Below are 18976 nucleotides of genomic sequence, written 5' to 3'. Positions count from 1 at the left end.
ATTAAATATTAATGGCCCCAGTTGGGGCCATTTTTTTTTGAATTTTAATTCCCTCAATTCAATATAAAGAAGATTCTTAATTAAGATGAAGCGAGCATTTTAAGCTTATTTCTTTGTGAATGGAATTAGCATAGGCACTTCGTTTTGATAGGTTTCATATTGTTTTCCAAGTGCATTTTTTAAGTCATTTTCTTCTAGATACTTTACAGCTATTAAAATATAAATAGTGGTAACAACGGTAAATAATAAATGCCCAACCGTCATTGTAGGAGCTGCCCAAAAGGCGACTAAAAAACCTAACATAATTGGATGTCTAACTATTTTGTACAAATAGTTGGTTTGAAATTTTGGGCTAGATGTTTTCTTATTTTTAAGATTATTGAAAATTTGAGCTAATCCAAAAAGTTCGAAATGGTTTATCATAAATGTAGAAAGTAATACAATAAGCCAACCTAAAAAGAAGAGTATAGTTATAATTAAAGTTATAGTTTCACTTTCAGTTTTCCACACTATAGTAGTAATCGGCTGCCACTGCCAATAAATTAGCAGCAAAGCTAAACTTGATAAAAGTATATATGTACTTCGCTCCATTGCAGTACTAAATATGGAGGTAAACCATTTTTTAAATTTTGGTCGTGCCATTATACTATGTTGCAATGCAAATACACTTAGTAAAATTATATTTATAAATAGGGCAGAACCTATTGTTGTTTCAGGTCCAGAGTCTATAGATTTAGGAACAATTATATTGCCTACAAAACCAATAGCATAAAGGAATGCGATTAGAAATATTATATAGGCAAGAATACCGAAGATGAAAATCATTGATTTTTTCATAATATTTGTTTTTAAAAATTACTGTTAACGACAGTGTTTGTGGTTATTGGAATGCCTTTTTTTATTGTTTGATATACAATACAGCTGCGTTTAGCTCCATTTATAAGGATTGTCATTAACTTATTGTTTGTATTTCTAGCGGATACTAATATCTCTAGATGCATCGATTGAAAGCCAACAGGAATAGATTTGTCTATCATTAAAGTTCCTCTAACATCAATATTTGCAGTTGCAATAACTTTTGTTTCAACTAGTTCAATATTTAATTTATTTGAAATTAATCTAACTGTACTTTCAAAACAAGATGCTAAGGAAGCACATAGTAAATCCCCAGGATTTGGAAAGTCGTGGTCGCCACCAACAGCACTGTGAACACCAATTTTAAAAGGAATTTTCATTTTTTCATTTACTGCAACCCAAGTGCGAAATGGATCATGTAAATCTTTTCCAAAAACTTCAGCTGAATCTGTAATCCAAGCAGAAGAGGGGTCATTTAAGTATTTTTCGGTGAGAATCAAATGTCTTTGATTAACAATTGAATTGTCTTTAAGAGCGAATTTGGTCTTGGATAAATACTTTCTAGTTGCCATTACATCATTATTTAATTCGAGAATAATGTAAAGGTTGCGTTATTATAGATTAATTGGCTTTCTTAAAAGTTCAAATAATGTTCTTAAAAGCCCAGGTAGTAATCGCTAGGTTTCTGCATTGCGAATTCTAAACTTGTTGGGAGTTATTTTGGAAGTTTGTTTAAACGCCTTAATGAAGTGCGAAATGTTTTTAAATCCACATTCATACCCAACTTCACTTACGGTTAAGTTTGTACCTAATAGTAGTGTTTTTGAATGGTCTATTCGTTTACGAATTAGCCATCTTCCCGGTGTGGTGTTGAAAATGATTTCAAATTCACGTTTAAAAGAAGAAAGACTTTTCCCGCATAATTTTGCAAAATCGGGTATTTTTAAATCGTATTGAAAGTTTTCTAACATTATAGATTTAACGTCAGACGTTTTACTTTGCAATATGGAATTGAAATATATTAGTAGATCTTTATTGCTAGAGTTAAGCGCAATAGCATAGAGTAATTCGTTAAATTTTAATTCAACTAGTTTTTTAGGAGTTTCAATTTTGTTGTTTAAATATTGAAATATACTTGCTATCAGGGTTGTAAATACTTCATTTGTAGTAATATCAAAAATTTGGCTGTGTTCTTTTCTTTGATTATTCTGCCTTATAAATGAGGGATTTTCAGAAATGAATCTTTGTATAAATGTGTTGTTAATGAAGAATAACATAACACAATATTCATTTTCTAAATACTGCTTTGTAGTGTAAACACCTTTCCTAACAAACAATGCATCCCCTTCGTTAAGTTTATAGGTTTTTTTGGAGGTAATCCAATCTTTTTTGCCACTGATTACGTAAGTGATTAAATGATTTTCTATCCATAAATTATACTCTTCAATATGAAGCGGACATTTATATTCTACAAATAAGTAGTCATCGCCAACGAGTTTGTTGAATCTAGGATGTTGTTTGAAATATTCGTAAGCATTAATCACAGGGTTGATTTTGAGATTTACTCTCTGTGTCTTAAAATAATGATTACGAGGAGCTTTAGAAGATAACTAAGACTAGTAAAAGAGCTCTAATATTTTATAATGTACTAAGCTACGTATTATTTTCTTAGAAATAGTCTTAGATTGGTTTTTTATTCGATTGATTTTGAGTTAGATGAGTGCGAATTTTGCGTGATGAAGTATTTTTTGGGTTCTAAGTATACATTATGAAGAAAGGCACTATTGATATCTATAAGCTAAGTATTATAATTACAGGTTTTGCCCATTTTAAATTTTCCAAGACTTTCTAGCATTACATTACTCTTTTCAATATCAGAATATACATAAAGTGAAAAAGCTGTTTTTCGGGGAGAAAATCCAAGTATAGGAGCATCTCCATCATGTCCGCTTGCATATTTGTAATGATAATTTCCGAAACTTTTATTGTCTTGATAATTTTCTAATGAAAATATCACCACAGTTTCTGAACCCCATACAAAGGATAAGCATGATTATTTTTAATTTTGATTTCCTTTACAGGGTAATAATCATCAAATTCAGGAAATTTCCACATTATTTCTTTTCCTGATTCTAACCTACCACTACTTTCTGAAATAAAGTACTTGGTCATTATCTCTGGATTAACAATTCCTTCGAAAACATCTTCTACAGGTATTTGAATTTGAATTACGGTATTAGATTCTAATATCATTTTTTCAAATTAAATTCTTACCTGATTTTTTCTAATATTTCCTTTAGTTCGGTTTCTTTCTGAGTTCCGATTAGTAATTTTTTTCCATTCAGAAGTTCTATAGCTAAACCTCTATTTCCTTTAGTGTTGTAGACAGTTCCATATTTTGTACCAAGCCGGATACCCCATCCACCTACAAATCCGTAATTCACTACTTCAACACTTTTAACATCTTTCCATTTTACTTGTTTCTTAACCAATGGGAAGAAACGCATTCGGATTTCATTTTGGTCAATATTAGTTTTTAGTCGCATAAACCAAAACAAAGCAATTAAGCCAAAAATGAAAATAGAAAAAATAATGAGCTCTAAATCGGACATAGGGCTATCACCAAATTTTTCCTCGATAATTAATTGCTTATAAATCCCTATAATGGGTAATACTCCAATTCCGATTAAAATTAACCAAAGCCACCATTGTGTGAATTTTTGTTCTTCTTTGAAAACGATCTTCATATTCAATTAACTAATAAGGTTAAAATAAAAACACTTAAGTTTATATAGAATTAAATGTAAGGAATTTTCGAATGAAAATGGGTGCTGTAAACCTTAAACTAGCGCAGATAAAGCCTAAAATATTCTATCCAGCTAATTTTAATAAATGTCTTATGAATTTCTTTTTTCCAATTCTTGAACTGCTAATTTCAGAATTTTTATTTGTCCGTAAATATTATTCCACGGTTCAGCATTAATTTGAAAAGTTTCTGTTTTTTTTCCGAAAGAGTTTTTATACTTAACGACAAATCCTTTAAAGTGATCCAATTCAATAATTTCACTGGTTTTAAGGTTTAGTTCTTTTTTACCACCTAAAATGGAATAACTTATTAGGCTTATCTGATTTCCATTCACATCTATTTCAAGTAATAATTTCTGTTCTTTTATTGTTAAGTACATCGGATAAATTAATAATATCAACCAGGTATACCATTCAATTCGCTTAACGGTATTGAATAAATATATAATCAAGCCAACTGTTATAATGTTGACCAGCAATCTCCAAATTATTGATATTTTAAGGTTATGTATTAAGTGGTCATTCATATCTAAATTCCTGAGTTTTAATTAGTGCCAAAGTATAGAATAAGGTGCGTTTGAAGGATAATATTTGCATTTCTATGTTCCTTTCATTTTTCTAAGTTGCCGATATTTAAATACTTGACATTATTTGTAAAATTAAAATCTGTTTTGTTATTATATACGTAACCGTTCATATCTGTAAAATTAAAATCGGGGAATATCTGCTATTTTGAGTATGCCTTTTAAACTTCATAAGTTTGTAATATGAAGTCCATATTGATCAAAATGCTGAATTAAATAAGCTTTTTCTTTTGGGGATTTGAAATAAAACGGAATAGAAAACTCGATGTAATCAGGAAAAAGTTTACCCTTAAAATTAGTAAAAGAAGTTTCCCCATCTCTGAATTTGACTTTGAAACTAATATATTTTTCTTCTTGCTTTAGCCATATACCTATGTCTTCACTAAACTCTCTTTTTTTAATAACGCCATAATTATATTGATGATTATAATCAACGGCTGTGTAAGTGATTTCTTTTGTGATTTGAGCTTCATTATTCTCCCACACAAGCGTTTGAAAAGGGAACGTCCATGCACCCACACAGGAATAAAATCCACTGCTTAGCATTCCAAATGTTTTCTTAAAGAAATTAGGATGAGAAAGTTTTTCCTCCTCCCAGCTACCGGAAATATCTAGCTCGTCCGGCCATAGGTAATGTGCCAATGCGGGAATAAATTTCACGCATTCTTGCTTTACTTCTTGTTCTCTTTTTTGCATCCGTAAGGACTTTTCATAATAAGGAGATTCCTTGTCCTTAATAACTGAATAGTCATATAAACACAAATTCTTTTTTTCTTCTAAACAAGTGAATAAATAACCTCTATGATGTTTTGATAAGGAGAAGTAGTTTTCATTGTAAAAATAAAACACAGTAGTTTCAATAAAAGATTCTCTGATACCTGGACCTTTTTTAGTGACTAGTGCAAAGGAATAATCACCAGGGGGAGGAAACTTATCTTTTTCCCAAGTGGCTGGAGCGGTTAATACAAAACTTCGTCTATTTTCTTGAAAGGGAGCTACAAACTTATTCTCCTCCTCCTTTGAGTTAGCCCAGAAACCACATTCCTCCCATATTTCATGCATGGCTTTAATATCTTCGGGCTTGTCAGAATCCTTCAAAATACGCAGTAAATCGTATATATGGTTAGAGTTTTTTAGCTCATATATTGTTGTTTTTGCCATTATTGGATGATTGGATTTGTTAAAGTCTTGGCTTTAGACCAAATCTGTTTACCTTTCTTAAACCGTTCTTTGTATGATTAGTGGCTTGTTGATGTAACCAATTTAACAAAAAAATCACAAATAGACATGAGTGAAGCGCACTTTGGAAAATAAAACCATGTGCCGTTAGCTATCGGGATTGGTAAGTAGGTGAGAACTAGCCATTAATTATTCAGGGTATTGTAGTACGTTATTCATTCACTATTCGTTCTTGTAATTTGGAATGAGCCTTTCTTCCCTCTCTAATTATTATATCAATAATCTCTTTAATATCTTTTTTTGAAGTCCTGAAATTAACAACGCAAGCTCTTAAACAATACATTTCATTTACAATAGCATTTGATAAAAATAGCTCGCCACCAGTTTGTAATTTATTTAATAATGCTTCATTTAGTTTATTTAGATAATCATTACTTTCTTTGAAATTGATTGGAATATATCTAAAAGTAGTAATGCTTAAATTTTGAGAAACTGCCTCTAATTCAGCATTTTCTTTAGCCAAGTCAAATAATATTTCTGATAGTTCAATGTCTTCACCAATTAGTTTTTCATATCCACTTCTACCTATTTGTTGTAATGATAACCAAACCTTTAAAGCTCTAAAGCCACGTGAATTTTGAAGTCCATATTCATAAAAATTTTGAGCAATTTCGTTTTCATCGTTGCTAAAATTATAATATTCTGGATGTGAGCTATAGGTATCTATTAAGTGTTGAGGGTTTTTAACCAATGTACATCCGGCTTCAAGAGGACTATATAACCATTTATGTGGGTCGAGAGCAATAGAATCAGCTTCTGAAAGACCATCAAATAGTTTTTTGTATTTTGGAATAACTGTGGCTGGTACACCATAAGCTCCATCGATGTGAAACCATAAATCATAATCTTTGCAAATGGTTGAAATTCCTTTTAAACTATCAACCACTCCAGTACTAACATCACCTGCAGTACCTATAACCATTATTGGCTTAAAACCATTTTTTATATCTTCTTTAATTGTTTCTTCTAGCACTTTATTGTTCATTTTATTTGAAGAATCAGTTTGAATCCAGCGAATAGATTTTGTGCCTAAACCAAATAATATAGCTGCTTTGTCAACCCAAGTATGTGTGGTTTTTGAACAATAAATAGTTAACTTCTGGGATATATTTGAAAGTCCATCTTCTTTTATGCTTTTGGGTGCTTTAGCTGTTCTAGCTGCTAAAAATGCTGTAAAATTTGCCATATTTCCTCCGCTGACTAAAATTCCTCCGTAGTTAGGTGAAACACCAATGAACTCTGCCAGCCATTGAATAGTTTGTTTCTCAATTTCAGTAGCCATTGGACTTAAAATATGTGCTCCAACATTTGGATTTACAGATGCAGCTAATAAATCGGCTAAGGCTCCGATTGGGGCAGCAGATGAAGTAATATAGCCTAAGAATTTAGGGTGTCCATTAAGTAATGAATGATTAAGTAATAAGTTCGTTGCTCTAGAAATCAGTTCGGTTGCGGGTGTTCCTATTTCTGGCAGGGAAGTGTTTCCCAATATACTTTGTAATTGATTTGGACTTTCTTTTACAGTAACAGGTTTTTTATCAATGCTAGAAAGGAAGTCAGAAATATCATCTATTAATTGATGTCCGATTTTTCGAAACTCTTCTTTATTAATCTCTATTGAATTATTTCGATTTTCAGTCATAATATTATGTTTCGCGATGATATGTTACAAAGTTTATGTGTAAGGAACGTTTCGTGTTTGAGTGCGAGGACTTTCCTTCGCCAGTTCGCTACTCTCGTGTTGGAACGAAATACGGAAGAAAGCAAACAAAGTAATGAACAAATGATTAATCTAAATTAAGCAATGTTTTTTACACGGAGTTAGCCTACGTTTTTTATTTTACTAAATCTAAACATTATTTTTTTTAGAGGTTTCGCTTTATATCCAGACTAGGTTAATGTTTTGCGTCATTAATTTCTATCCAATAACCGTCTGGATCTTGAAAATATATTTGTCTAATTCCGTCTGGTCTTGATTGGATTTTTTCACTTTCTCCAGCAAAATTGGAATATTCGATTCCTTTTTCTTTTAAATGTTCTAAAAATCCATCAAAATTGTTAACTGCAAAGGCAAGATGAAGCACTTTGTTAATTTTTATATCACCATACTTATCAACCTGAGCTTGTGCAATGTGAAGTTGCTGGTTTGTGCCAGTATCAAAGAAACGAATCAACTTATACTCAGGCCAAGGTGTATCTAATTCCCTTAGGTTTAGTATGTTTTTATAAAATTTGGCACTGATATCAATATTTTCAACTTGTATTGTTGAATGATCATGTTTGAGTTCAAAAGACTGGGCACTAGCATTTAAAGAACTGAAAGTTAAAGCGAGTAATAATATAAGACGTTTCATAATTACTGATTTTTGTGTAAGAATATGTAAGTTACAAAAATCATTCTAACTCGTTAATTACGAGAATTGTAAGCGGGTTTTGGTGAAATTGTAAAAGGTGTGTGGCTATAGTTTGTTGCGTGGTTAAGCACCTAATTTAGCAAATACAAACAAAATAGACACGAGCAAGGTGAACTATGGGAAGTAAAAATCCGCGTCTCGATATCTATCGGGATTCGTAAGTAGGCGAGGACTAGCCATAAATTATATGGGGCTTAAGTTTACAATGCATTAAATTTATTAGATAATCAGAAAGAACAAAAGACTGAAATAAGGATAATGTACAATTGCTTTTCGGTTTGGCATTTATCCCATTTTGCTTATAGCTAATGTTGGTGGTAGTGTTTTTTTGAATTCTTGTATTTCTTCGTATTTCTCAATTCCCAAATATTCAATCAATTTTAAAAAATGAATCTTATTTTCAGAGTAATATTGTAGTAATAGTTCTCTCATTTTCAGGAATTCATTCTCATACATTAGTTGAAAATTCACTTTAGTTTTATGTCCGTTGATTAGGGTTAACTCACAAACATTAGAGGTTCCATTTGTTCTTCCTGGAGCAAAGTCTCCTCCCGCTTGGGATTCCCATTTATCAAAATAATCATTTATATAAAACTCAATTTTCTTAATTTCATTTAGTTCAATCTTTAAGTCATCAATTAAGATTTCACGGGTTCTGAACCTCAATTTTTTGTTTAGATTTCCATTAAGTGATTTTCGTTTTGACGCTTGAGTGATTTTAAAATATATCATTAACATACAAGCTAAAATTCCAACTCCTTGACCAAGATTTTCAATTGTGCTATTGTCAAGATATTCTCTGGCTAAATATGCGATTCCTATACCTATAAATAACAATGAATAAACAACAATATTCACTGATAATGTAAAACCTTTGTTTTTAGTAAAAATTTTGAATTCGATTTCTTTTTTCATTTTACATTATCACAAATGGTTATACTCGTGTAGGCAAACTTTTTTTAATTACAATGCAATACCCAATATCTCTCTTCTTTTCGCTTTAAGATTACGCCTGTTATAGGATCAATTATTAATCTTTCGTAATCCCCAAGACATTTTTCCTGATATAGAGTATTTTCAATTTGCCAGTAATAAACTTCAGTTTTATTGTTAAACCTAACTTCTTTTTTTAAAGGATATTCTGAAGGTTTTAAATTTTGAAGTGCAACGATACTATCCAGTTCCATTGGAGTTAGCCAATTGGAAGGTTGGTTTTTTAAAATGTAATCCGGAATTCTTTTGGTATTAATTTTCTTTATAATATTTAAATCAGCATCAAGGACAACATTGAAGGTTTTTGGAACTTCTAATTTGGCAAACTCTACATTACCAAAGTCAAATCTGATTTCCGCCTTGTCAAGTCGGTTTTTTATTTTTTTCCCCCGTTCTATTTTTTTCCATTTATTTTTTCCTCGCTTATTTTTATATCTATAGTAAGAATGACTGTTATACTCAAAATCATTGAATAGGTTTTCACCTACAGATTCTTTTAAATGAAATTCAGCTATTCTAATTAGGTCATCCGTTGTTTTGTTTTGAGAAAAACAGTTTCCAAGGCATAAGAAAAATAATATTAAAGTTGAAATCTTATTCATTTTAATGTTTGCCGACGGTTAGTATTACCGTTGTTAAGGGATTAAAATTAATTATTTTCGATTAAATATAGGCCTTAGTAATTTTGAGGTGGATAGATTGGCCAGTTCGCATTCCGAGCTAGTTTAATACGCAGTCAAATTGGCCAACACGAATGCAGGGAACTAGCGAAGCAAATTACGGTTATATATTGTTGTGCTATGTTATTTTTCTAATTAGTTTATTATAGTAGCAGTAAATTTTCTCTTTTCGTTTTTTTCCTTTGATCCACCCATACACTTTATTCGACTCAGGAATATATTCTATCGAAGTTTCTGAACAATTGCCGAGAAAATAATCATCATACTTTTCATTTGGCATTTCCTCATATTGGGAAAGAGTTGGTGTCATTAAATAAACTTTATTGATTTCGAAGTCTCTTACACCTGTTCGGCAATCAGCACCATTTGATGCAAATATTCTTATGATTTTCCTTTTTTCCTTGCCTTTAATAACAGAGATAATTTCCAGGTCAATTGATTCATAAAATTCAGGAGGATTATCATATTCCTCCTCAAATGATGCATTGACGGCTGCTTCGATGGTTGCAAATGTCTTTCCATTTTCAAGGTGAAAATTTCGTTCAACAACTTTTGCTAATACTACTAATTCTGCACTTTTTGCTGTTTTAATAAAATTTCCACCCCAATAACAACTACAAGCGAAGGTCAGGGTTGAAATTAAAATAAAAATTATCGTTAGAATTGGTTTTTTCATAATGTTGCACAACGTTTATGCAATGTTGTAGCGCGTTTGTATTTCCTTCCTTAATTCTTCTACTTCCGAAATTTTCATTTGAAGAACAGTTTCAAGTGAATTCGATTTGGTTTTTAATCTTAGTCTTCCAAGAGGTTTATCAAATTGTTCTTCGCGAATTAATTCAGTTTCTAAGTCCTGTATTTCGATTTCTTTATGTCTATCTTTGAAAAGCCTGTAATCAGCAACATAAGAAATCTTTTCAGTCTCCATACTTAAAATTTCTCTGCCAACAGAATTCCAAAGTGTTAGTTTCAACAAATAAAAGCCAATACCCCAACAAAGTAGAAATGAAAAAACTATTCCGATAAATGGTCCTTCTCCAGATTTCAAGACAAAAATCGTAACCGCAATTGGAATCAATGCTATTAAGACAAGAAAAGTCGTTAAAACAATTCGAATAAATATAGGCGATTTCCTCGCGGAAATAATCAAGTGATTATCATCAATATTAAACTGCTTATTTTTCATTTTTAAATGCTTGCTAACGGTTGGGCTATGAGCAGTGCGCCAAAAATGCAATTATTTTCGGGTTTGAACTCATTTTATAAATATACAAGTGCTTTTGGGTTTAGCACAAATCCAGTATTGCTTATAGCCTCGTGTTGTAACCAGTTTTTAATTCTTCAGTCTAAAGTTCTCTAGAGTGATAAGTTTTGGCTCAACCAAATTTTTAATAAACGTATGGTCGTTTTTAAAATAACCAGATGTTTTAAGAGTGTAAACAATATTTTTCTTTCTATATAAGAAAAGCACTCCATTCGGTTCACCGTTCCAATTTCGAACCGCGTAGAAATTTTGATCTCCTGATAGAATAATTGAGTCATATTCTATTACAGTTTCATTAGAAGTCGAACTCCTTGGCCTCAAAATTATTTTCTTTATTAAATCAAATTTTCTATTCGCTTCTTTCTCAGAATTACTTTTGCTAATTTCTATGGAATAGTATAAAGGTGAATATTTATCGGATTCGGGTGAATCATAAGTATAAGTCAAATCGAAATGACCGTCTTTCCATTTTTTTACAAATGCGGATTCCGAACTTCCACTAGTATCTACTTTAATATTATAAAATTCCCCAATTTCTATTGGCGTGGTAAGAATACTATATTTTTTAAAATCCACATTCTTTTCAATTGTGCAGGAAAGCACACTCAAAATAACAGTAAAGTATAAAAAAAAATTTAATGTTTTCATCAAATTGGTTACAACGGTTAGTATATGAAAAGTAGGCGATTTTGAAGTACTAAACTGTCGGTTAAGCACAAACTTTGAAACGAGCCTAAACCCTTGACTTTACCACTATTTCGCCTATTTTTTATATACATTGTTGGCAGCTGGGTTTATTCATTTAAAACTATTTTTCACTTCTTCAAACTTCTCTTTGCTAAGTAATTTGTTTTCATCTAGAGTAATTATTTGTGCTTTATCAGCAAATGGCTTGAGTTGTTCATTTTCCATAGCGCTCATTATGATTTGATTGCCATCTAAAAAATCGTCTGTTAATAATTCTACTATTTTTTCATAGTTTGTAAATGACTGTTCCTGCTGATTTGGGGTGTCAATGACTAGAGGAGATTTAGCTTCATTTCCAAATTTTTCTACCATTGAAAAAATAGTCAAGTAGTACCCTAATATGGCTCTTGCTCCTTCAGCGGCTCCACCTTCTTTTATGACTTTATTGTAGTCTAGTGGTGAGTTTATTTCAGATAGGTTTACTGCTTCTGCGTCAAGTAGCTGAACATAATTTGATAAAATTGAATTAAAGGAGTTCAAAATACTCTCAGTTTCTTCTTCGGTTGTTAAAGACTTTTGTTCCTTTTTTAAGTCTTTGATTTCTTCTTGCAGTATTGCTATTTCAGCATTTTTAATATTCTTAGTTCTAGTCACTTTGGTTTTGATAGAGTTTCCGGCAACACTTTCAATTATTTGATTAAAATCAATTTTGGATTCAGTTTCGTCTTCAATCACATACTTTTCATTTATTTCAGAAATTTGAGACCTGATACTCTCCAATTGTCTTTCATTAGAAGCTATTTTCTTATCAATTTTGTCAGTAGATTGGATTATTTCTCTAAGCTGATTTTCAGCTTGATTTTTATCTGTCATAATTGAAGCACGATTAACAATTGAGTTTTCATGTACAACACCACATAATGGACATTCGATTTCATCATCTTCAATGTTTTCAACGGAAAATTTGTAGTCTTTATCAAGTTCTGATATCAGTTTCTCAGTCATTACTTGCTGCTGATAGAGATATGATTTTTCAGAATTATTAATAGCTATTGCATGAAGCAATTCTTCTTGACCTTTTTGAAGCGATTCTAAATCTTTTTTTATGTTGTCTGTAATTTTATCGATTGCTGAAACCGTGGTAACCGTATTTACTGAATTTGGAACGTAGCTTTCAATAACTTCAAGAGTTGTATCAATTTTCCCAACTTCATACTCAATGTTTTTTTGTGATTCCTTCTTATCTGTTCGTTCAGATTCCAATTTAAAATGTTCAGGTTTAAGCAGTCCTACATGATACTTTACTATAGTAGACTTCCAATTACGATATTGACCTAATCTATCAAAATTGTCCCAAGCTTTAGCCCAACTTCTCTTTTGGTCAATATAGAATGGGATAAAGTAATAAGCAGGAGGTGGTGTCTCTAACAATCCTGAGTTTTGATTTGGTAATAACGCGCTGAATCCAACTATATCAGCAAATTTTTGAGAATATTCACCTGTTATTTTTTGAAAATTTTCATAATCAGAACTACCTTCTTTAATAGAAATTTCATTTTTATATCTTTTTACTCTAAAAGTTTTGTCGTCAACTTCAAAGTCAACAATTGTTTTGCAGTCCTGAGCATTCCAAGTAGTATCAAGTTCAGGTTCGCACCCAAGTCCCCAAAAAATCAATTTTAATAATGTTGATTTACCTACACTATTATCTTTTGCCGTTATCAGATTCAGGTTTTTGCCGAATTTGAACTGATTTGCTGACTTTGTTGTGTTTGACAGAACTAGCAGTTGTATCAATCTTAAGCTTTTCATTTTGTTTAGTTCTAAGATTTCTTATTAATATTTTAAAGTTGCTCTTGTCCATTACATCATCATTATATATTCACATATTATAGCTGACGTTATTTCATCTTGTGAAGAAAATTGTCTTCGAATTTTCGCAGGTAAATTAGTCGATACTTGAGTGATTAATTCTTTGAAATCAGATTGTCCTGAAGCAATTGCTTCTTCGATTCTTCTTTGAAGGATAGTTGTTGTATCGTGTTGAAAACTGCTACTATTACTTATCCTTTGTCTCTTGTATCTTAAAAATGAACGTTTTAATAACTTGGATTTGATTGAGTTCAGACCTATTTCTGTACAAATGCGGTTGAACTCTACATCCAATTGAGCTTCGTCTTTAATATTTGTGAATTCATTTATGACACTAGTTACTTTTTCTGAAGTCAACGCTTTATTTTTTATGAGTTCATCCCATTTGGTGAAATCATAGGTAACTTTTCCTTTTCGTATAAGTTCATCAATAAGAAGTCTATAAATCGATTCGTCATTAAAACGTGATTCAGGATAAAGGCGATTAATCAAACTTGAAATTTCACCTACAAGGATTTTCTGGTAATCTTTTTCGGCTAAATCTGGTACAATAAACTTTAACGTTGACGGTAATTCAGAAATTGAAAGTTCATTTTTTATTGCGGCTTCTAGTTTTTTAAGTTGACTGTCTGCTAAATCTTCTTTTCGAATTATTTTTAGTTCAACATCATCTTTTTTTAATTCAAGACTAAAGTTACTAGTGCAAACAAGATTCAAAGAGGTAATCTTGTCAGCATAAGGTTTAGAATTTACACTTTCAATTAGCTTACCTAAAACAGACCTACCGCTCTTTTTTTTCTCAACTAATTGATAATTTGTAAATTTTGCTGAATTCGTTTTAACCTGATTGAATTCGAATTTTGCATTTTGAGAACTTAGTGAATCACTAATCACGACATCTTCATGAAGTTCAATAAATACTGCATATTCATTCGTTGTGTCATGTTCACTAATAACTCTGTATAAAGCCCAATGATACTGATATAGGTACTTATCAATAGTTTTAGCCCCAGCCTTTTCTCTTTGCGAGTCGAATAAGGGATTTGTATTGTCTTTATCAGTCATTTATTGTTTTTTACCTTGCTGCCAACGGTATTGTGTATGGTTAGTTGCGTGGTTAAGCGAATAAGTTAGCAAATAAATCACAAATAGAACATTCCGCAGGAATGTTCGTAAGTAAGCTAAAACAAGCAATTAATTATACACGGTGTTGGCAATAGTATATTTTACTAATATTTCGTTCAGTTTTCGTGTATCAGATTCCGCAATTTCATTTAAGTCAATCGTAATTTTTTTTCCGTTATCTTTTGTTATAATCAACGTTTTTTCATTCAGTTCAGTCGTTTTTACCTGGTCAAAACTCAATGATTTACCCAAAAATGAATTTACCTTAATATTTATACCTTTTTTATTCCATTGCACATAGTTCTTATACCAAAACATTTGACTGAAATAAAGAGCTTGTAATAAAAATCCGATTTTCAAAATGTATTTATTCAAGTCATACCTTGAGAATTCAATAGGTTCAAAAATTCCAATTATAAAACAAATAATAGATAATATTAATATTGTAATCCAAAATTTATTTCTCATACTATCGAAATGTATTCTTTTCATTTTTTCACAATTGCTTTAAAGAGTTTGTATGCTGATAAAATTCCAATTAAAAACATAATTCCGCAAATCAAATATTCCGCTTTAGAAAAATAATCAAGTCCTCCAATAATTCCAAAAGCAGTCCATAATAGATGTGTCAGAATTTCACTTTTATTCGATTTGTTTTTTTTTTCGTGGTGTTCTGTCATATTATTGCCAACGTGTTTGTATATGGTTTGTTGCGTGGTTTAAGCAACTAATTTAGTAAATAATTACCGACCAAGAAAGTCCGAGAGGACTTTCGTAAGTAAGCGATAAGCCAGCAATAAATTATATACGGTGTTGGCATTTCGTTGTTTTTATTCAGTTTTATTTTGGTCTTTATCTGCTTGTTTTTTTAAATTATATCTGGTCATAAGTGCCATAAATATTCCGAAAAAAGAGGCGTGAAATATAAATTTCCATATTTTGAAATCTTGCCCATCAGAATAGTCAAATCCAGCCATAAGTCCAGCATAAACAATTCCAGAAAATAAACCTGATTTTATTATTGCTTTTGTCTGCGTATTCATATTTTTTTAAATTCCGTTTTTAGGTTAAATTTATTTCCGATTGAGTGAGAAATTCCGCTTTAAATTCGGGTTTTGCTTTTCAATTCAGTTTCCGATTCCTCAAACGAACTAAAAGTCAAACGTTTTAAATCACTCTTTTTTATGCGACTTTAAATTCTCATTTACTTTTTTGTCAAGTAATTTGTTTTCAGTTCCTCAACGATTTTAAATTCAGTCAGATTTGAGTCATTCGCATATTTTTCCATTTCCGATTTAATGTCTTTTAAATTACTCATAATTGTCATTTTTAACGGTTCTGCTCAATGAATGCCAACGGTTTGGCTATGGTTTCGTTGTGGAATTGTCCGCGAGGACCATTCCGCCGTAACCAAGCGATGGTTTAAAGATAGGAATTTCCGGAGGGAAAATTCCGCCACAATGAATTATAGCCGTTGTTGTAGCAAGTTTTCATTCAAAGACTATTGGTAAAACAGTCTTTTTAATTTTTACAATATGGTAAGGTTGTGTAATCACAGTGGTTGCGTTTCCATTAGGAGCTAAATCAGTTATATTGACCATGATGTTTTCAGGATTAGAGGTAATATTTAATTCAAGGCTATGACCTCCATTTCCTTTTATTTCATCAAAAACAGCAATAACTGTATATTCAGAAAAATCAATTTCTGTTTCCGAAAAGTTATCAGACACATTGTTTATTGTATTCATTTGAGTTATTAAATCGTTCCAGACGCCGTCGTCGGTTATAACAATATTTTGCTTATTTATTCCTTCGCCTCCATTTCCATAAAGATTATCTTTAGAAATTAAGATAGATTGAATACTTACAATTTTAGTGTCATCATCAGTGTTGCAACTAAAAACGAGTATTGTCAATAAAATAATTAGGACGTTTTTTATCATTTTGACATAGGTTGTTTTTTACTAGATGCAAAAATTCTCGGAAGGTTGTGTAAAATTTGCTACAACACGTAAATATACGTAATTTAGTAAAATACCCCGAAAATCACTAAATTTTTTACTCAGCTACCAATACATAAGCCTTTATACAGTTTTTTCTATGCGTTATTTTGTATATCTTTAGGTGTATATCACTAATTTTCAGATTGTTTGATATACAAAATGACGATATGCTATGGACCTGAAAAACTATAAATTCGAACCTGGATCTCATCAGAATAAACCCGTTATTTGGGTTAGATTTCCATATCATTTCCATCTAAAAAATGCCTTAAAAAAAAGATTTCCATCAGCTAAATGGAGCCAATCCAATAAATCTTGGTATTTATTAGACACGCCTGCCGTAAGAGAAGTGCTAAACCTACCTAAAAAAAACAATGAAGATAAATTGCTGTATAATATTCATCCAGTAAATCAGCAAGCTATGTTAAACTTTGTAAACCAATTAAATCTTAAGGCTTATAGCGAAAATACAATTCGGGTTTATTGCACAGAACTAAAGCATTTATTGTTATTGCTAAATAATTATCCTGTAGAAAAGCTTACTCCAGAGAAACTTAAGGCCTATTTCCTCTATTGTTTAAAAAATGAAAGAATGAAAGAGCGAAAATTAAATGGGAAAATAAATGCAATTAAATTTTATTTCGAACAAGTCTTACACCGGGAGAAGATGTTTTTTGATATCCCAAGACCTAAAAAGCCGGCAACGCTACCAAAAACATTAACCCAACGTGAAATTTCTTTACTTTTTAAACAAGTTACAAACATCAAACACCTCTTAGCATTACAATTATGCTACGGTATGGGCTTGCGAGTAAGTGAAGTTGTTAACCTTAAACTAGAACACATTAATACTAAAGATGGAATAGTGTTGATAGCTCAAGCAAAAGGCAAAAAAGACAGATATGTACCGTTACCAAATTCGGTTTTGCCATTGTTGAGAGAATATTATTTTCAGTTTAAACCCAAAAAATACTTACTAGAAGGTAGGTTTGGTGGACAATATTCAAAAGGAAGTGTGCAAACGGTTTTTAGAGAAGCTTTAAAGAATGCAGGAATTAATAAAAATGTAGGCCTACACGGCTTGCGACATAGTTACGCTTCACATTTATTGCAAACCGGGACAGATATTAGGTTAATTCAAGATTTATTGGGTCACCACAGTATTAAAACAACTATGATATATACCAATGTAACTCAAAAACAACTCAATAAAATTAAAAGTCCATTGGATAGTTTAAATTACTAACCCCCTTATTATTTCAAAGGGCGTCTTTTAAAAGACGCTTAATAATATGTTGGACTTGTTATTGTTTTCTGTGTTTCCAACGTTTGTGCGACCATAGATAATGCGCTGGGTTTTCACGAATTTGCGTTTCTAACATGTCAAAAAACATTCTTGTAATTTGAAAGTCTTCATAAGTCTTTGGGTGATCTGCAATAGGAACAAATGTGGCGGTATAATACCCGCGCTTTACTTTTTCAACTTTTAAATAAAGCACTGCAAAGTCTAACTTTTTAGCCAATTCCTCGGTTCCAGTAAACATAGGAACATCTATACCCATAAAAGTATCGCGATATTTAAAGGCATTCAGTTTAGGAGATTGATCGGAAAGAATGTAGGTGAGCGTTTTTATTCCTTTTTTCCATTTTCGGAAAAGTACCGGAACAATTTTTCTGTTACTTACAATTATACCTCCAAAATGCTCCCGAGTTTTTTTAACCAAATCGTCAAATTGTTTATTGTCTAACGGCTTGTAAACAGCGTGAGCTTGATGTTTCATGAGTTTGTTTAGAATGCCACTCCATTCCCAATTTCCATAATGCCCAGCCATCAATAAAATACTTTTATCGCTGTTGTAATAGCCGTCTAGAATTTCAACATTGGTAACTAGAAAGCGCTTGCGGATTTCTTTTTCTGAAATGGTAAAAGCTTTTATGGTTTCAAAAATAAGATCGCAAAGATGCTTGAAAAAGGCTTTGGTAATTTTATTGCGTTCTTCCTGGGTTTTTTCGGGAAAAGCTAAGGCTAAATTCTCTTTTACTACTTTCTTACGATACCCTACAATGTAGTAAACCAATATAAATAAGGCACTTGATTTTATATACAAAATACGCATTGGCAATTTTGAAATAAGCCACAGAATAGGGTAAACGAATATATATAGAATTCTTTGCATAGGTAATGAAACCGCAAAACTACTCAATTTATTTCTTGAAAGTGTACATTGGAAATAGGAAATTAAAAGTGATTTTATAATTATTCTCACTCCTTTTATCATTTCATAAAGTAAGGTAGCGGCATCACTAACTGAATTCTCGCTTCAAATAAATGCTATCCTAGGGAATCTATAGTTTTGTCGGTAATTGTTGAAGGTAAAGAAGGTTTGCAAATAGCTACTAATAAATTCACAATTCGGCTTAAATACTCCTAATTTCACCCTTGGTTTTCGTATTT

Annotated in this window: 23 protein-coding genes; 1 reads left to right on the top strand and 22 read right to left on the bottom strand. The window is 31.4% G+C overall.

Going from position 1 to position 18976, the window contains the following annotated elements; translation table 11 throughout:
- Positions 1-105: 105 nt before the first annotated feature.
- The 21 genes from mddA to G3A46_RS08270 form a co-directional block, all read right to left on the bottom strand.
- Positions 106-837 (bottom strand): methanethiol S-methyltransferase, encoded by a 732-nt coding sequence (gene mddA, locus G3A46_RS08375; protein ID WP_165148684.1) that lies wholly within the window; start codon positions 835-837, stop codon positions 106-108.
- Between the two features lie 11 nt (positions 838-848).
- A complete protein-coding gene (locus G3A46_RS08370) occupies positions 849-1427 on the bottom strand; it encodes an OsmC family protein (protein ID WP_165148681.1) in 579 nt (192 codons plus the stop codon).
- Positions 1428-1532: 105 nt separating this feature from the next.
- Positions 1533-2399, bottom strand: a complete 867-nt coding sequence (locus G3A46_RS14605) for an AraC family transcriptional regulator (RefSeq protein ID WP_165148678.1) — start codon at positions 2397-2399, stop codon at positions 1533-1535.
- Positions 2400-2653: 254 nt separating this feature from the next.
- Positions 2654-2872 carry a DUF1801 domain-containing protein gene (locus tag G3A46_RS14345; protein WP_241836870.1) on the bottom strand — a complete coding sequence of 73 codons (219 nt, stop codon included), beginning with the start codon at positions 2870-2872 and terminating at the stop codon, positions 2654-2656.
- Complete coding sequence (locus G3A46_RS08355) at positions 2869-3108, bottom strand: hypothetical protein (RefSeq protein WP_165148675.1); 240 nt, start codon at positions 3106-3108, stop codon at positions 2869-2871. Before G3A46_RS08355 ends, G3A46_RS14345 begins: the two co-directional genes overlap by 4 nt.
- 17 nt (positions 3109-3125) lie before the next feature.
- Positions 3126-3602: a phosphoethanolamine transferase domain-containing protein gene (locus tag G3A46_RS08350; RefSeq protein WP_206735984.1), complete on the bottom strand. Its 477-nt coding sequence runs from the start codon at positions 3600-3602 to the stop codon at positions 3126-3128.
- A gap of 150 nt (positions 3603-3752) precedes the next feature.
- The gene (locus G3A46_RS08345) at positions 3753-4040 is read right to left on the bottom strand and encodes a hypothetical protein (RefSeq protein WP_165148672.1); all 288 of its coding nucleotides are present in this window, start codon (positions 4038-4040) and stop codon (positions 3753-3755) included.
- Between the two features lie 372 nt (positions 4041-4412).
- Positions 4413-5405, bottom strand: coding sequence for a hypothetical protein (locus tag G3A46_RS08340; protein ID WP_165148669.1), 993 nt, complete (start codon positions 5403-5405; stop codon positions 4413-4415).
- Between the two features lie 229 nt (positions 5406-5634).
- Complete coding sequence (locus G3A46_RS08335; protein WP_165148667.1) at positions 5635-7125, bottom strand: pyridoxal-dependent decarboxylase; 1491 nt, start codon at positions 7123-7125, stop codon at positions 5635-5637.
- A 253-nt stretch (positions 7126-7378) separates the two neighbouring features.
- Complete coding sequence (locus tag G3A46_RS08330) at positions 7379-7837, bottom strand: VOC family protein (RefSeq protein ID WP_165148665.1); 459 nt, start codon at positions 7835-7837, stop codon at positions 7379-7381.
- 345 nt (positions 7838-8182) lie between these two features.
- The gene (locus G3A46_RS08325) at positions 8183-8812 is read right to left on the bottom strand and encodes a hypothetical protein (RefSeq protein WP_165148663.1); all 630 of its coding nucleotides are present in this window, start codon (positions 8810-8812) and stop codon (positions 8183-8185) included.
- Positions 8813-8856: 44 nt separating this feature from the next.
- The gene (locus tag G3A46_RS08320; RefSeq protein WP_165148661.1) at positions 8857-9492 is read right to left on the bottom strand and encodes a hypothetical protein; all 636 of its coding nucleotides are present in this window, start codon (positions 9490-9492) and stop codon (positions 8857-8859) included.
- 196 nt (positions 9493-9688) lie between these two features.
- Positions 9689-10246: a hypothetical protein gene (locus G3A46_RS08315; RefSeq protein WP_165148659.1), complete on the bottom strand. Its 558-nt coding sequence runs from the start codon at positions 10244-10246 to the stop codon at positions 9689-9691.
- Between the two features lie 15 nt (positions 10247-10261).
- Positions 10262-10756: a hypothetical protein gene (locus G3A46_RS08310; RefSeq protein WP_165148657.1), complete on the bottom strand. Its 495-nt coding sequence runs from the start codon at positions 10754-10756 to the stop codon at positions 10262-10264.
- A gap of 147 nt (positions 10757-10903) precedes the next feature.
- Positions 10904-11482 carry a hypothetical protein gene (locus tag G3A46_RS08305; protein WP_165148655.1) on the bottom strand — a complete coding sequence of 193 codons (579 nt, stop codon included), beginning with the start codon at positions 11480-11482 and terminating at the stop codon, positions 10904-10906.
- Between the two features lie 150 nt (positions 11483-11632).
- Complete coding sequence (locus tag G3A46_RS08300; protein ID WP_165148653.1) at positions 11633-13333, bottom strand: hypothetical protein; 1701 nt, start codon at positions 13331-13333, stop codon at positions 11633-11635.
- A gap of 51 nt (positions 13334-13384) precedes the next feature.
- Complete coding sequence (locus G3A46_RS08295; RefSeq protein ID WP_165148652.1) at positions 13385-14458, bottom strand: DUF4297 domain-containing protein; 1074 nt, start codon at positions 14456-14458, stop codon at positions 13385-13387.
- 129 nt (positions 14459-14587) lie between these two features.
- Positions 14588-15010 carry a hypothetical protein gene (locus G3A46_RS08290; protein ID WP_165148650.1) on the bottom strand — a complete coding sequence of 141 codons (423 nt, stop codon included), beginning with the start codon at positions 15008-15010 and terminating at the stop codon, positions 14588-14590.
- Positions 15007-15198 (bottom strand): hypothetical protein, encoded by a 192-nt coding sequence (locus G3A46_RS08285; RefSeq protein WP_165148648.1) that lies wholly within the window; start codon positions 15196-15198, stop codon positions 15007-15009. Before G3A46_RS08285 ends, G3A46_RS08290 begins: the two co-directional genes overlap by 4 nt.
- Before the next feature lie 150 nt (positions 15199-15348).
- Positions 15349-15561, bottom strand: a complete 213-nt coding sequence (locus G3A46_RS08280) for a hypothetical protein (protein ID WP_165148646.1) — start codon at positions 15559-15561, stop codon at positions 15349-15351.
- A gap of 447 nt (positions 15562-16008) precedes the next feature.
- Entirely contained in the window at positions 16009-16461 is a 453-nt protein-coding gene (locus G3A46_RS08270) for a protease complex subunit PrcB family protein (RefSeq protein ID WP_206735983.1), read from the bottom strand.
- Between the two features lie 232 nt (positions 16462-16693).
- On the opposite strand from G3A46_RS08270, the gene G3A46_RS08265 reads away from it, so the two are divergent.
- Entirely contained in the window at positions 16694-17767 is a 1074-nt protein-coding gene (locus G3A46_RS08265; RefSeq protein WP_165148644.1) for a tyrosine-type recombinase/integrase, read from the top strand.
- 58 nt (positions 17768-17825) lie between these two features.
- On the opposite strand, the gene G3A46_RS08260 is transcribed toward G3A46_RS08265, so the two are convergent.
- Entirely contained in the window at positions 17826-18788 is a 963-nt protein-coding gene (locus tag G3A46_RS08260) for a lysophospholipid acyltransferase family protein (RefSeq protein WP_241836869.1), read from the bottom strand.
- Positions 18789-18976 lie beyond the last annotated feature (188 nt).

Source organism: Aequorivita sp. KMM 9714 (genome assembly GCF_011065475.1).
Lineage (GTDB): Bacteria > Bacteroidota > Bacteroidia > Flavobacteriales > Flavobacteriaceae > Aequorivita > Aequorivita sinensis.
Note: the sequence above shows the minus strand (reverse complement) of the source record. Positions and strands in the feature narration are given on the sequence as shown.

What these genes read in the sequence shown, in the direction of transcription:
- G3A46_RS08295 (WP_165148652.1), bottom strand. Translation starts at nt 14,458, where the DNA reads ATGACTGATAAAGACAATACAAATCCCTTATTCGACTCGCAAAGAGAA.
- G3A46_RS08280 (WP_165148646.1), bottom strand. Translation starts at nt 15,561, where the DNA reads ATGAATACGCAGACAAAAGCAATAATAAAATCAGGTTTATTTTCTGGA.
- G3A46_RS08305 (WP_165148655.1), bottom strand. Translation starts at nt 11,482, where the DNA reads ATGAAAACATTAAATTTTTTTTTATACTTTACTGTTATTTTGAGTGTG.
- G3A46_RS08355 (WP_165148675.1), bottom strand. Translation starts at nt 3,108, where the DNA reads ATGATATTAGAATCTAATACCGTAATTCAAATTCAAATACCTGTAGAA.
- G3A46_RS08310 (WP_165148657.1), bottom strand. Translation starts at nt 10,756, where the DNA reads ATGAAAAATAAGCAGTTTAATATTGATGATAATCACTTGATTATTTCC.
- G3A46_RS08285 (WP_165148648.1), bottom strand. Translation starts at nt 15,198, where the DNA reads ATGACAGAACACCACGAAAAAAAAAACAAATCGAATAAAAGTGAAATT.
- G3A46_RS08290 (WP_165148650.1), bottom strand. Translation starts at nt 15,010, where the DNA reads ATGAAAAGAATACATTTCGATAGTATGAGAAATAAATTTTGGATTACA.
- G3A46_RS08335 (WP_165148667.1), bottom strand. Translation starts at nt 7,125, where the DNA reads ATGACTGAAAATCGAAATAATTCAATAGAGATTAATAAAGAAGAGTTT.
- G3A46_RS08345 (WP_165148672.1), bottom strand. Translation starts at nt 4,040, where the DNA reads ATGTACTTAACAATAAAAGAACAGAAATTATTACTTGAAATAGATGTG.
- mddA (WP_165148684.1), bottom strand. Translation starts at nt 837, where the DNA reads ATGAAAAAATCAATGATTTTCATCTTCGGTATTCTTGCCTATATAATA.
- G3A46_RS08315 (WP_165148659.1), bottom strand. Translation starts at nt 10,246, where the DNA reads ATGAAAAAACCAATTCTAACGATAATTTTTATTTTAATTTCAACCCTG.
- G3A46_RS08265 (WP_165148644.1), top strand. Translation starts at nt 16,694, where the DNA reads ATGGACCTGAAAAACTATAAATTCGAACCTGGATCTCATCAGAATAAA.
- G3A46_RS08325 (WP_165148663.1), bottom strand. Translation starts at nt 8,812, where the DNA reads ATGAAAAAAGAAATCGAATTCAAAATTTTTACTAAAAACAAAGGTTTT.
- G3A46_RS08340 (WP_165148669.1), bottom strand. Translation starts at nt 5,405, where the DNA reads ATGGCAAAAACAACAATATATGAGCTAAAAAACTCTAACCATATATAC.
- G3A46_RS08320 (WP_165148661.1), bottom strand. Translation starts at nt 9,492, where the DNA reads ATGAATAAGATTTCAACTTTAATATTATTTTTCTTATGCCTTGGAAAC.
- G3A46_RS08370 (WP_165148681.1), bottom strand. Translation starts at nt 1,427, where the DNA reads ATGGCAACTAGAAAGTATTTATCCAAGACCAAATTCGCTCTTAAAGAC.
- G3A46_RS08350 (WP_206735984.1), bottom strand. Translation starts at nt 3,602, where the DNA reads ATGAAGATCGTTTTCAAAGAAGAACAAAAATTCACACAATGGTGGCTT.
- G3A46_RS08270 (WP_206735983.1), bottom strand. Translation starts at nt 16,461, where the DNA reads ATGATAAAAAACGTCCTAATTATTTTATTGACAATACTCGTTTTTAGT.
- G3A46_RS08300 (WP_165148653.1), bottom strand. Translation starts at nt 13,333, where the DNA reads ATGAAAAGCTTAAGATTGATACAACTGCTAGTTCTGTCAAACACAACA.
- G3A46_RS08330 (WP_165148665.1), bottom strand. Translation starts at nt 7,837, where the DNA reads ATGAAACGTCTTATATTATTACTCGCTTTAACTTTCAGTTCTTTAAAT.